The sequence below is a fragment of the Rubripirellula reticaptiva genome, from assembly GCF_007860175.1.
In the GTDB taxonomy this organism is placed as follows: domain Bacteria; phylum Planctomycetota; class Planctomycetia; order Pirellulales; family Pirellulaceae; genus Rubripirellula; species Rubripirellula reticaptiva.
Genome location: NZ_SJPX01000005.1, coordinates 582,305 through 595,614 on the forward strand (window position 1 = coordinate 582,305; position 13,310 = coordinate 595,614).

9 protein-coding genes and 1 pseudogene are annotated in these 13,310 nt (G+C 57.6%); 3 read left to right on the forward strand and 7 right to left on the reverse strand.

All coding sequences use genetic code 11. From position 1 onward, the window contains the following. The 3 genes from Poly59_RS23305 to Poly59_RS23315 form a co-directional block, all read right to left on the reverse strand. Entirely contained in the window at positions 1-1,677 is a 1,677-nt protein-coding gene (locus Poly59_RS23305) for a PP2C family protein-serine/threonine phosphatase (RefSeq protein ID WP_186776469.1), read from the reverse strand. A gap of 352 nt (positions 1,678-2,029) precedes the next feature. Next, on the reverse strand, positions 2,030-3,277 hold the full coding sequence (locus Poly59_RS23310; RefSeq protein ID WP_146536496.1) for a DUF1559 family PulG-like putative transporter: 1,248 nt from the start codon (positions 3,275-3,277) through the stop codon (positions 2,030-2,032). Positions 3,278-3,502: 225 nt separating this feature from the next. After that, positions 3,503-4,141 (reverse strand): hypothetical protein, encoded by a 639-nt coding sequence (locus tag Poly59_RS23315; RefSeq protein WP_146536497.1) that lies wholly within the window; start codon positions 4,139-4,141, stop codon positions 3,503-3,505. Between the two features lie 373 nt (positions 4,142-4,514). On the opposite strand from Poly59_RS23315, the gene Poly59_RS23320 reads away from it, so the two are divergent. The 3 genes from Poly59_RS23320 to Poly59_RS23330 all read left to right on the forward strand — a co-directional run bounded on the left by Poly59_RS23320 (position 4,515) and on the right by Poly59_RS23330 (position 8,007). Beyond that, positions 4,515-5,636, forward strand: a complete 1,122-nt coding sequence (locus tag Poly59_RS23320) for a cysteine desulfurase family protein (RefSeq protein ID WP_261343552.1) — start codon at positions 4,515-4,517, stop codon at positions 5,634-5,636. Between the two features lie 409 nt (positions 5,637-6,045). Beyond that, positions 6,046-6,666, forward strand: coding sequence for a peptide chain release factor 1 (locus tag Poly59_RS23325; protein WP_146536498.1), 621 nt, complete (start codon positions 6,046-6,048; stop codon positions 6,664-6,666). 345 nt (positions 6,667-7,011) lie between these two features. Next, on the forward strand, positions 7,012-8,007 hold the full coding sequence (locus Poly59_RS23330) for a hypothetical protein (protein WP_146536499.1): 996 nt from the start codon (positions 7,012-7,014) through the stop codon (positions 8,005-8,007). A gap of 125 nt (positions 8,008-8,132) precedes the next feature. Here the strand turns inward: Poly59_RS23330 and nusB are convergent. The 4 genes and pseudogenes from nusB to Poly59_RS23350 form a co-directional block, all read right to left on the reverse strand. Further along, positions 8,133-8,525 (reverse strand): annotated as a pseudogene (gene nusB / locus Poly59_RS23335) (transcription antitermination factor NusB); the annotation flags it as partial. Between the two features lie 142 nt (positions 8,526-8,667). Next, positions 8,668-9,393 carry a deoxyribose-phosphate aldolase gene (gene deoC, locus Poly59_RS23340; RefSeq protein ID WP_146536501.1) on the reverse strand — a complete coding sequence of 242 codons (726 nt, stop codon included), beginning with the start codon at positions 9,391-9,393 and terminating at the stop codon, positions 8,668-8,670. Positions 9,394-9,537: 144 nt separating this feature from the next. Further along, positions 9,538-11,889, reverse strand: coding sequence for a serine/threonine protein kinase (locus Poly59_RS23345; RefSeq protein WP_146536502.1), 2,352 nt, complete (start codon positions 11,887-11,889; stop codon positions 9,538-9,540). Positions 11,890-11,979: 90 nt separating this feature from the next. Next, positions 11,980-13,287 carry a YHYH protein gene (locus Poly59_RS23350; protein WP_246151883.1) on the reverse strand — a complete coding sequence of 436 codons (1,308 nt, stop codon included), beginning with the start codon at positions 13,285-13,287 and terminating at the stop codon, positions 11,980-11,982. Between the last annotated feature and the right edge of the window lie 23 nt (positions 13,288-13,310).

Sequence of the window (13,310 nt, forward strand, 5' to 3'; positions counted from 1 at the left end):
TTACCATCTCAGTAGCGACACCGCGCCACGTTCCTGATCTAGCGACTTGCCAGCCATGTCGCGGCGGATCGAAGCCAGCGGATTCATGTCCTTCGATTTCATGGCTCGGCGAAGTTGTTCGCCGAGCGCCCGTTGGCCGGCTTCGTCTTTGAACATCCCGGCCGTGTAAGCCAAGAACGTTTCGCCCTCGAGCATCCGGAAGGTCCGGGTGACTGGCCGAGCATCAATGTGACTGTTCAGTGGTTCGCCGCGTCCATCGACCAGCGGTCGGTAACCGTAACCGCTGCCGATCATCGCCGTGATATTGCCTGCCGACGCGACTTCGCCTTCTCCCGTTTCGGGGTCCACGTGAGCATACAGCAGTGACATCAACTGCTCGCCCGTACTGGTGTGCCAGAGCGTGTCGCCAACACGGCCCAGCAACTGCGCCGGCGAGTGCCGGTAACCCGTGTGCGACGCCAGCGCCGCGCGAGCCACGGTGGCGTGCATCGCACCGGCGATGGATCGATCGACTGCTTCGGCGATCGCCAACATCATCGTTCCATCGGGCAAGACGTCCCACGTGTGCCAACCGGCCGCCCAATCGGCAGGCGATTCGATCATCCCGTCAACACGCCATCGCTCGGCCAACATGGCGCCAACGGGCATCGACTGATGCTGCCATGCCGCAACTTCACGAATGACAGTGTTCTCTTCTTTTTGGCTGGAGTGATCACGCCGAGCCGATGCCGTGGCAAGTTCCAGTGCGATTCCCGCAGCGACCAACCGAGCGGCTGCGGCTTCGGATTTTCCAAACTCGATGACTTCGTTTGCGAATAGCCATAGTGTCCCAATCGGCACGCCGGCCGACTTGATCACGACGCAAATTCCGGCCGCAAAATCCTCCGGTGCATTCCATGTATCGATCGAACCGGCTGCGAAGTCATCGATCGTGACCACGTCACGAACCATGGCTTCCAAATCGCCGCGACTGCCACGCAGTGGACGGGGTGGCTTGGACAACGTGCCGGGAGACATGCCAAACGCGGCACGCGGCAACAAGTATTCGGTGTCGTCGTCCAGCAAGTACAGCACCGCGGCATCACATCCACATGCCATCGCCGCGTCCGACATCAGCGACTCGATACGGTCAGCCAAGCGAGTCGTTTCTTCGTCGCTAGCGATCAAGGATGCCCGAGCGGCAAGCTCCATCGATTGGCGACGCAGCGCTTCGCGAGACTCTTCAAGTTCGTCGGTGATCCGGCGAGCGGAATCGGCCAATCGAGTCGCGTCGATTTTACCAAGCCCAAGCAACAGCTCCGGTGCATTGGCTTGACCATGACCGTAGCTTTGGTCTTGGTCTTGATGGGCCTGTGCCGCGGATGCATGGGCGGCGGCGGGTGTGTGAGGTGCCGAGACGCCGTGACCGGCCGGATCGATGATCGCTTCTAAGTGCGTCCTATTTTCTAAGACGCTCCCCATATCAACATCACTGACCGATGGAAGAACCTGCGTTGGCTGTCCTCGACGCTTGGCTCGTCGATCCAGCCGCCATCCAGTGGTGCAGGAAAAATCATTCCAAAACTGTTCGGTCGCATCCAGGGAGGCAGCGGGAGGGAGGCCCGCTTTGGATGGCCGGTCGTTTGGTTGGTCAGGTCCGCGGTGGACTTTCAAATAGTTGGGGAGCGTCTTAGTCACGGGAGGGAACTTGGATGTTGGTGCAAAGCGGGAGAGCGGGAGGGCAATCCGTGCCATGCTGTTGGGCCCAAGTGGTGGGAGGTCTCTGTCTTAGAGAACCACTCGGTCGCACCAACATCCGATCGGTGCAAGAGTAGATATCGCCCGCCCGCACCGTTTCCCTGCACTACCAATCCGTTAAAGTCACCGATCTTTACCAGCACGCACGCACAACCCCACCAACCCACAACACCAACAATCTCACCGTCATCGACAACGTCATTCGCCCCCAACATCGGCGCATAAAAAAAGCCGAGGCCCGAAGACCTCGACTTCCTAAATTCTTGAACAGCTTCTAAACGCCAGACAGCGATCAGTCACCCAGTTCGTCGGTCAAGACAAATTCAGGCCAAGGCACATTGCTGCTCTTGCCACGAAGCGTCATCAAAGCTTGGTAAACACGATAATCCACGCTGTCAGTCACAAACCGCGTCGCACCATCGGCGAACGCTGCGTTGACTCCGTCAACGTGAGCCGACGAAGGACGAGCCAAATCTCGAGCATCATCAGCCGTTGTCATCACCTTATTGAAAATGTCATCCGAAACCGTCGTCCCACCACCGTTGATGCGGTGAAGGGTATTGACCGCCGCAGGAACTACGGCGGCGGCGGTGCCATTCTTGTTCCAAAGCGTTGACATACCGGAATCAGCGGAATCAGCGTCTTCGTAATGCCACACCATTCCATGAACGAATCGAGCGGTTAGCGCGGTCGTTCCACTGAATACGATGTCCGTGTGAGCGGCATCGGCCGTGTGCAACGTCGTGCCGGCGATCAGACCAGCGCGGTGCCATGGCAGCGCTTGAACATTCTCAGCGAACAACATCGTAAAGCCTTGCCCGTCCTTGAAATCATCCAAACGGACGTTTGGACCTTCCGACCCGTGGGTTCCAGTTCCGTTGGACGCAATCGCCGTCACGTTGTACTTCGAGTTACCAACGCCGTTGGCGCGATCTTGCGAAGAAGCGAACGTCACGCCCCCGACCGTGCTGGCACTCATGCCGGATCCTATCGTATGGTTCATCCCATTATTGTATACAAAACTGTTTTTTCCAAAATCACCGCCGGACACGGGATTGCTCGGACACTGCATGATCGCCAAGTTCGGCGCTGCAAGTGTATGGAAACCGGCCCCCGACGCACCAGTGGTTGAGCCGGATTCGGGCGGGCTGGTAGGGTCAGCAACGATAACTGGGTAACGGTCCGTGGTCCAGTGCTCGTAAGTCGGCTGGGCATCAAGCCATGGCAAGAAAGCAACTGCCCAAGTACCAATTTTCTTGTGGCGCGGAACACCCGCGTTGGATGGATCTGATGGGTCCACCGCGCTCGAGCCACCTGCGTACAGACCGTAGTCCATCACATAGCCGGGGAATTCACCCTTTGTGTTTTCGTACTGAACACCGGCCAGCGCCAGATTCTTCATGTTTGTAGCGCACTGGTTACGGCGAGCCGTTTCCCGCGCCGCGTTAACGGCGGGAATCAAAAGTCCCATCAGAATGCCGATGATTGAAATCACCACCAGCAATTCAACGAGGGTAAAACCGGATTTAGGGCGACTCATTGAGCAGGCTCCAGATGGAGTAAGAGAAAAGAACGATGGGGATGGGGCAAGCGTCCCAGATTCACCGACACCCGGGATCTTTGAACAGCCTTCCTAGCAGGCCATTTGTACCGAATGCCTGCGAAACGACTTTGCGGACACGTACCGATTCTATGCCTGAACGTTTCCATAGACAACTCAAGCAGCTTGCCAGCCAGTTTAACTTTTTCCAATCGACAAGAATTCTCAGCGTTTTCGGGATCGCGTTCGAAAAAGCGCCAGGCATGCTGGAATTGCACACAAAGCGAGAGAAGAGACCTCCGGTACTGCAACAACATTTAAGTTGTCGAGCTCGATATTATCGAATTGATGAGCCGTAGGAACGGTAGAACCTTGGGACCAGCTAACCTGCGAGACGCCATCGAACCCAACGAATTCCAAAACACTCGGTGCCGTTATGCCAGCGGCTATTGTGTACGACTGACTGACCGTCGACGCACCTTTAATTCCGGTAAAAACGATAGTTTGCGCTTCAGCAGGATCAGGGTTTAGACCACCAGTGATCCCACTAGCGAAAGACGCGAGAGTTATTTTGGTGAGTGTGAACAGTGAATTATCGCTTTCCTTCAAGGTTATCGTGCCGTCTAGAACGGCTAGAAAAAGCGACTCCGAAACCTGGTACCGAGGCGAACCAAACTGCTGACTCTCAAAATTGCCACTACTGCCCGAAAGTGTGAAGCCATCTTCCATGTAAGTAGAACCAATAACGCTAACGTTACCGCCTGGGCCGCCTTGGCCGGTAAAATCAAGAGTCACCAAGTCCGCCGAAACGGACGCACAGGAGGTGGCAAACACCAAAGCGATTAGAGTTCCGATGTTTCGCATTTCGACAGATCTTACCCCTGAATAAATCAGAACGTGTGAATGGAATTTTCGCGTGCGGCTCACGATACTTCCGCGAACTCTTGGCCGAACGCATCTACTGAACGTGAAATGACCAGTGTAACTGCCGGAGAAAGGAATTCCGCCCCCTTGCCATCGCTCAAACCAGTTTTTTCGCAAAATCCCTGATCATCCAGCGAGCAAGCTGACTGCGGGACAGCGGTATAGCCGGCCGCGCCTTTAAGGGTGGTGGAGCAAGCTAAAACCAGTACACGACACTCGGGCGACAAATAGTTTGGTTTTAATTACCTTGCCTGGTGGGCACTTAGTCAGCGCGCCTCTACGCCTCCTCCGCTCTCTCACGCCGGCACTGCTTGTGATCTACCTCGATTTCAATCGAACGACGCCTATTGCCCCTTCGGTGCTGGAGGCGATGAAGCCTTATTGGCTGACCCATTTCATGCTGCCCGGTCAAGACCATGCCCATGCTCAAGCGGTCGGCGAGGCGCTCGAAAATGCTCGCGAAGGCGTGGCATTTTTGGCGGGCTGCGAACCGTTCGAAATCGTGTTCACCAGCGGGGGCACCGAGGCGAATAACCTGGCGGTCCTGGGCACCCTGGCTCGACAAGATCCTGGGCACATTCTGGTCAGCTCGCTTGAGCACGATTCGGTGATTGGGGCAGCCACCAGCTTGGTGAGCCAGGGCTGGGAGATCGAAACCATTGCCTGCCAAACGGACGGGACCATTGATCCTGAATTGGTCGCTCGGCTCATTCGGCCCACAACTCGAATGGTCTGCCTGCAACTGGCCAATCCGGTCCTGGGAACCATCCAACCTGTCCGCGAAGTAGCCGACCTCTGCCACAACCGGGGGGTGCCAATTCACTGCGACGCAACCCAGGCATTCGGCAAGATGCCCGTTGACATCACGTCGCTACGAGCCGACACGATGTCGATCAGCGGCCACAAGTTCTATGGCCCCAAAGGCAGCGGCGCCCTGTTCGTTCGCCGCGGATTGCACCTATCCCCGATCGGATTCGGCGAACCCCGCGAAATGGGGCTCCGCCCCGGATCGGAAAACATCCCCGGATGCATCGGATTAGGCGCCGCAGCGACGCTGGCGGCCAAGTGCGCGGGCGACGTTGAGATCGGCATCAGCGACCTGCGAGACCATTTCGCTAACAGCCTGATCTCGACCCTTGATGGACGAGCAAGAATCCTGTGCGAAGACAGCCCGAGACTGGCAAACACGCTGGCCGTCGAGATGCCTGGCGACGCCAAACGGATCCAACGAACCGCTCGGCAACTGGCCGTTGCAACGGCCCAGTCGGACGCTCCGCCAGACGAGACGACCCGAGCGTTGCGAGCCATCGGGATGACCAGCGCCCAAGTCGGCCGGACACTGCGAATCTCCATGGGCTGGACTACCAGCCGCGAGCAAGTCGACCGAGCCATCGAACTGCTAGCCGATGCCTGCGACGGCATTGTCGCCGCCTGAGCGATTGGCGACCCGATGACTCTGGGAAAACGATCGGGCGAGCCGCTGAGACACAGGGTCGGCGATCCTGCTTCAATGCCAAAGGGAACGCCAAAAGTCTTAACGACTTTCGCTCGACTCTCTTCCTAGATGCATGGCGAGGAACACCGGCGAGCCATATCGCCCAGTCTGCCACCTCAATTAAATGACAGCATTTCTCGACATGGACACTTAGACCCTGCACAAGACGCATCGCCCAAAAACCCCGCACCCTGACGCGACCCAAAAGAGGGGGCGGCAACGCCCAGAACGCAGGCATGTGCGTTAAGTTGTTTCCAGAAAACAAGTTACGGACTCTCGTTTGACGGATTGAAAGCATTGGCTATCAACCCCGACGCGTGCTCGACAAGAGCAAAGGACAGTCCCAAACATGGCATCTTTCAATCACTCGACCAGCAACCCGTTCGCTGGTGATCAAGCCCAGAACACCAGCCCGTCTCGTCTGACATCGCCCGCTTCGATAACTAGCCATGTCGAGACACTGGCAAATCGAGTCGCGTCGGCAGCGACATCAGACCCTGGGCTCAGTGCTGAACTGCAAGCACGAGCCGGTGAAGTCATGAAAGCGGCCGAGGCACAATTCGCCCTATCGGGAAGCTGGGTTGCCTTCTATCGCGAAATGCTTGGCACCGAGGGCCTGGTCCAAAGAACCTTCCCAACGACAACCGAATTCGCTCAGTTCCAAAAAAGCAAACAGTTCGCTGAACTGCAAGAAATGGTCGCCGCTCTCCGCAGCCACGAATCGTCCAAGGGAGACACGAACGAACCCGAAAAGATGATCACGATTCGCTTGCCAAAGAGCCTGCATGACGCGCTGACCCAAGAGTCAAATGAACTCAATCTCAGCATCAACAAACTCTGCATCAGCAAGCTACTGCAACGCATCGAAAGCCGATTTGTCCCAGTCCAGCAAGGGCGTCGAAGAGGCCGTAAGCCTGGCCCCCAAGGCCCCCGCAAGAAAACATCGCCAGAGCAAACTTCCGACAACTGAGCTGCCCAGTTCCGGACCACGAACAAGAGACTTCGGACACCCCGAGCGACCGGCGGCCAAGCACGCTGCCAGAATCCTGCCCACGCGGAGCCATTGGCACCTGACGTCGCAAGTGGCAACAAGACTTTCGCTGCGACGCCGGAGCGCGGCCTAAACAAATGACGAGCTTCGCGACGCCGAGACCTAGCTACTCGAAAGCATTCGTTTGATAATCCTCGCCAGGACCTTGCCGCCGGCATTTTGGGGCCAAACAACCAACACCATCTCCGAAAGAGGGGTACCTATTCCGAACGCCGAAGCTCGGATACTGGCCCCTGTCTTTACCGCCGAAAACGCACGACCTGCATGCCCCTATCTGCTGAAAAGATCCGCGATTTTGCCTCGCGATTTCCAACCCCTCTTTTGCTGGACGACGATTCAGAGATTGCAAAGAGGCTGGCAACGATAGGGCAATTCGACCGAGTCCGAACGTCGACGATTCGAGATGAATCGGTCGCGTCTTTGACGGTCTTGCGAGAGTCCGGTCTTGCCCTCAATACCGACTGCTTGGCAGCGGCCGAACGGGCTAAGGCGGCAGGCTTTTTGACGACGCCAAACCGACCCGAAATTTTGTTTTCAGCCGACGCGTTTGACCAAAGGACACTTGGGGAACTGATCCGACTGGGCGTACCAATCGACTGCGGTTCGCCTGAGATGATCAGCCAACTTGGCGACCGGTGTCCGGGAACCGAAATCACGATTTCCGTCAATCCGGACCTCGGGTCGTCGATCGGCCGGGGAATCTGGACCGACGAAGTGGAAGCCAGCCTGTTGAGGGCCGACCAAGATGGCGTGATGGTCACGGGACTGCGGATCCTTGCGGGCGACGCGGCGACGCCGGACGAAATCGCAAAATCGGCAGAATCGGTCGCTTATCAAATCGGCCGCACGCTGCGAACGCTGATTTTACCCGTGACGCCTTCTAGTTCAGGAGAACGGACCTTCGACGATCCATTTGCCGGCATTGTGCAGAGATTGGCGCAAACCTTTGAGCACCCGATTGAACTGCACGCTGACGTGGGATCGTGGCTACGGCGAGGGACAAGGCTTGCGATTGCCGAGGTCCGCAGCGTCAAGAAGGCTGGCACGCGGACAATCGCAACGCTCGAAATCGACTCTTTTGCACTCCGAAACCCAGCCGAATTGACGGTCATTGCACGGACGGGCGACGCTTACCAACGCCAATCAATCGAGATCTTGGTGACAGGCCGAAAATCAAACGACTATTTGGTCGCTGCGACGATCCCGATCCCAAGAGTCGGCGATCTGATGGCCTGGCGTGTTACCGACTACGACGAATGATCGCTGTCGACGTCGCTCGACGATGCTTCGGAAGCCGCGGATTCGGCTGATTCGGCGGACGTTTCACCACCAGACTCGTCGCTGATGCGATCACGATTCTGATCACTGGGCAGTTCCAGGCCGTCTTTCATCAGACGATCGAGAATTCCGTTGATGAAACGCGGGCTATTTTTATCGCCATACCGCTTTGCCAACAAAATCGACTCGTTGACCGCAACGCGGCCGGGCGTGTCACTGAACAGGATCTCGTAGCCGCCCAGTCGCAGCACATTTCGGTCAACCACTGGCATTCGCGGCAACGTCCAATTGGTCGCCAACCTTGCCAGTCGCTGATCGATCTGGTCGCGATGTTCAAGCGTGCCATCAAGCAGCTTGCAGGCGAAACTGGTCAGCGCCTTGCGGCCCTGCATCCGAGACCGAATGAACCGACGGCACGACTCGGCATCACGAGTTCCGTTGATGTCCGCTTCGTACAGCAACTGCAGGACGATCTCGCGGGCGCGACGGCGAGTGGACATGCGGACCAAAAATTCAGGGAAGGAGCAGGGAACAAACCGAATCAGCTTGAGAGCGGCGAATTGTAGACGCTAACGAGCGAAGCGCGTATCGGGGCAAACTCGAAGCATCACGCAATCAAGTGCTAGGCAACCGATCGCCCCTTCAATAGCCGCTGCTGTTGGTTGCGGTAACGTCGATTGCAGGCAGACCCAGACGCTTGCGAGCTTCGCCTAGCATTTCAGCCGTACGGCTGGCTCCGCACCGAGTTACACCAATCTCGCGAACAGCCAGCAGCGCATCCAAGTCACGGACGCCGCCCGCCGCTTTGACTTGCACATCGTCGCCAGCATGCTTTCGCATCAGCTTCAGGTCATCGTGCGTCGCGCCACCGGTCCCGTATCCCGTTGACGTTTTCACCCATTCGGCACCTAGAGCGGTGCATATTTCGCACAGCTTGATTTTCTGGTCGTCGTTCAAATAACAGTTTTCGAAGATCACCTTGACCTTCCGGCCGGCCGCGTGAGCGACTTCAATAACGGCGGCGATGTCGGCCTGAACGTAGTCCCAGTCACTCGACAAAACTTTCGAGATATTGACGACCATGTCCAATTCTTGACATCCATCGGCAACCGCCTGTTCGGCTTCGGCACGCTTGATCGCAGTGGTGTTTCCGCCGTGAGGAAACCCGATCGTCGTCGATGGCTTGACAGTCGACCCGGCCAGCATCTCGGTACACCGCTTCATGTGGTAAGGCATGATGCAAACGCTGGCGACGTCGTAAGCGATCGCCAGTTCGATGCCGGCTTCGAGGTCGGCGACCGAAAGCGTGGGGTTGAGCAATGAATGGTCGATCATCTTGGCGACGTCTTGGTACGTATAGTCGGCCATAAGAAAAACACTGGGGGTTCGTGGACGCGGATGATGAGCACTTGCCGAAACACTCGACGGCTTGCTGATTTAGCGAGGCAGTGTGGACTAATGAATTGTCACGACTGACAGACCGGGGAACAAGACGGCGACTGAGTTGGCCGACTAGTTCGGCTGTCCGTCACTCGGGCCCGCGATCAGCCCAAGCGACACTTCACGGATCTGGTCAATCTTTGGCCCCAACGATGATGGAGCGCCGCGGATGACACGCGATGCTTCGTCATGGACCTGCAATGCCTCGACCAGATCGAACCATGGCGTCGCAGCCGGCTGTTGGGGCAGTTCGAGAATCTCGTCGAGCACGTCACCGATCCACTGGCGAGATAGATCGAGCGCATGCTCCGCCTGTTGCCGGTCGCCAGCGTAATGATGAGCCAGCGCAAGTGGAGCCTGAACTACGTATTTGGCAGGCCAACGAGGATCACTTTGCAGGCGAATCAGCAAGTCGATTGCGGCATCGTATTTTTCGGCTCGCAAATAGGCCAGCGCAGCGATGTACTCGCACATCTCACGCGGCAAACTCTCGCGCGGCCGTCCATCGAGCGTGCGGTCAGGCGGCGGTCCACCCGGGCCTCGACCGGGCGGCGCATCAAAACCAGGAGGCGGGCCGGGCGGCGGTAACGCCAACCAGCCTTGCGCCAATTCCGAAAGCGCCCAATAGTCCACCGACTGGTCAGCCAGATCGCTGACGACCAAACCACGCAGCGTCAACCACTTGGGGTCATCGGTTTGTTGTTCTTGCGCTAACTGTTTTCGATACTGGTTAGCGACTCGCGTGAACGCATCGTCGTGCCCGGTGTACAGAAACAGTGATGGTACGCCCCACCACTGTGGCTGCGAAGTCGAAGCGCCCGCGTCGAGGGCAATCTCGTAGTCGCTGGCGGCTTCTGGCCACAGACGAATGCGTGCGTAGAGTTGTGCCCGTTGAACACGCGGCAGAAAATACGTCGACTGAATCGCAACGGCGGCGTTGTAGTCTCGCGATGCTTCGTCCCAGCGCCCGGCGTCGGCGTGAGTCTGACCGCTGGCGACCAACACATTGGCCTCCGTCAAGTTCTCGGCAAACCGTTCGACCTCGTGCTTGGCCGCAATCGCTTCGACCTTCGCACTCATCGCTTCACGCAGTGCCGCGTCCTTGCCGTTTCGCTCTTTGATCGCCTCGGACATCTGCCACAAACTGGCCGCCGTCCCCAGCACCATCGACAACCCGACAAGCGCCGCGGTGGCGATCGCCACGCGATGACGACGAGCGAATTTCTGGAACTGATAAACCGCGCTGGGCGGACGCGCGATGATCGATTCGCCACCGAGGTAACGACGTATGTCGTCAGCCAACGAGGCAGCCGAGTCGTAGCGCCGCGAACGATCTTTTTCGAGCGACTTCATCACGATCCAGTCCAGATCACCGCGCAGCGTCGACGCGAGTCGCCCCGGGTCGACACGGCGCGAGTCAGCAACGGTGGAAAGTGCATGGTCGAGCGTCGAAAGCCGAGTGCTGGGCCGCGGCGGTTCTTCGTCGCGAATGATCCGGCGCAGTTCGTCATAACCAACCGAATCCATCCGACCGCGATCAAACGGCGTGGTTCCGGCGAGCACTTCGTACAACAGCACACCAAGCGAATAAATGTCGCTGCGAGTGTCGATGTCCAGTCCGCTCATCTCAGCCTGCTCGGGGCTCATGTACAGCGGTGTGCCGATCATCGCGTAGAAACGCGTGTAGATCGTTTTTTCGGTTAACTTTTCGCCGATCGCTTTGGCGACGCCAAAGTCGATCACTTTCGCAACCGGCTTGCCGTCGTGTAGCGTGACCATGACGTTGGACGGCTTGATGTCGCGGTGGATCACGCCTTTTTGATGGGCATGATGAACAGCCGAACAAACGTCGACCATTAAACTCAAACGCTCGCGGACATTCATCTGCTGCTTGTCACAGAAATCTGTGATCGCCAAGCCGCGGACAAGCTCCATCGCAAAGTACGGTCGATGGTCGGTTGTGACACCGGCATCAAAGACCTGCGCGATGTTGGGATGATTCATCATCGCAACGGCTTGGCGTTCGGCCTCGAATCGGGCGATCACTTCTTTTGACCCAAGGCCGGGCTTCACAATCTTGAACGCGACACGGCGGCGAACTGGCTGTGATTGTTCGGCCACAAAGACGAGGCCAAATCCGCCTTCGCCGATTTGCTCCATCAACTTGTAAGGGCCAATTTGCATGCCAATGTGCTGGACCGTTTCTTGACCAATGTCGACCGGCATCGACGGCCGCGATCGATCGCCACCGATGGGATGATCAAGCAACGCGGCGGGCTGCTGGTGCGCAAGCAACAACGCCTCGACGGATGCCCGCAGCTCGCGGTCGTCGCCACAGGCCGAATCCAAATAGGCAACCCGATCGTCGAGATCATCCTCGTCAATCGCCTGCAGAAAAATCGCTCGTTCGGTTGGGTTGGCCATCAAATCATTACAACAAAAACGCAGCGGAAGTCGTCACGACTTTTGAACAGCATGAAACGAAACTCTTGACGAGCTCTACACCCGAGTTGGTCATTGGGGTCGTCCACTGCGGCGACGGTCTTCGGATGGGCCGCCGCCTGGGCGTTGCCCAAATCCAGGGCCCGGACCAGAACCGGGACCGAACGGAGGCGGGGCTTGCAACCGTTGTTGCTGTTCGGCGGTCAGTATGTTGCTGAGTTCTTTATCAACGGTCGCTTGCAGATCACGGAGTTGCTGTTCCTGCTGGGCGGTTAGGTTCAGTGACTGCATCACAAAACCAGGAATGATTTCGCCTGGCCGAGGCGGGCCACCACCAGGATGCATTCCGCCACCATGCATTACGTCAGGACGCATCTGACCGGGACGCCCCGGGCCACCGCGGTGTTCACCCATTCCCGGACCATGACCGCCTGGCCCACCCGCCATCGGATCGCCGAAACCAGGGCCACCAATACCTGGGCCACCAGAACCAGGACCATGACGAAAGTCTGCCGAAGGCGTGCCACGATAATTCCGCGGGACGACCGGCCACTGTTCCGTCATGAAGTAAGTGTAAGTTCCATCGGGATACTCTGGCGTGATCGTGAAGCGACCATTGCACTGGTCCAAGTCTCCCGAACCTTTGACGTACTCGTAATCGCGAACGAACGTGCCGTCGTACTTGCCGCCCGGAGCGTTACCGCCCGGACGATCACCTTGCTTGAGCTGGTAGCTTGAGACGAGTTTTTGAATTGGCGAATCCGCGTTCTTCGGATCGCTGTATCCATAGACGGCGTAAATCGGAAACCCGTCCGCCGCCCAACCGACGATCGGCGAATGCGAACCGGCTTTGACTTCGATCGAATCGATCAGTCCAGTCGGCAGCCCGTGGTAGTGATATTTGCCGGTCGGTTGAACGTGAGCGTGCGAGACATCGATGCCAAGATCAATCGCACCCGACAGCGGTTCGTATTGCCAACCAGGCTCGCCATCATAGAACTCGCCCGCGCCAGGATCGAACGGAATGCCGTTGACCGCGACACCGAACTCGCCATGCATTGGTGAGATCTGGTCAGCAATTTTGGGCTTGGCCGGAACACGATACTCATGTCGCTGGACACTGATCCGATTCGGGTTTCCCGGATTAGGAAACGGCCCCGTCTTATGATTCGGAATTCCATTCGAAACGATCACCCGGTCGTCACCTTCGATCGTGATCGTGACCTGACTCGGTTCGGATGGCAATTCCGTCGCCGGCAACGGCCGAAGCGTGCCTTTCTGTTCGACATGATGCATGCGAGGCGGCGGCGGTTGCTGGGCGACCAAATACGCAAACGAGCCAAGCACAACTGGCACAGCGAAGCACAGAGACTTTTTCACAAGCACGATTCCTAGTTTTGAAT

Coding starts and splice junctions, on each gene's coding strand:
- deoC (WP_146536501.1), bottom strand. CDS start 9,393: ATGGCCGACTATACGTACCAAGACGTCGCCAAGATGATCGACCATTCA.
- Poly59_RS23330 (WP_146536499.1), top strand. CDS start 7,012: ATGCCCCTATCTGCTGAAAAGATCCGCGATTTTGCCTCGCGATTTCCA.
- Poly59_RS23345 (WP_146536502.1), bottom strand. CDS start 11,889: ATGGCCAACCCAACCGAACGAGCGATTTTTCTGCAGGCGATTGACGAG.
- Poly59_RS23315 (WP_146536497.1), bottom strand. CDS start 4,141: ATGCGAAACATCGGAACTCTAATCGCTTTGGTGTTTGCCACCTCCTGT.
- Poly59_RS23325 (WP_146536498.1), top strand. CDS start 6,046: ATGGCATCTTTCAATCACTCGACCAGCAACCCGTTCGCTGGTGATCAA.
- Poly59_RS23310 (WP_146536496.1), bottom strand. CDS start 3,277: ATGAGTCGCCCTAAATCCGGTTTTACCCTCGTTGAATTGCTGGTGGTG.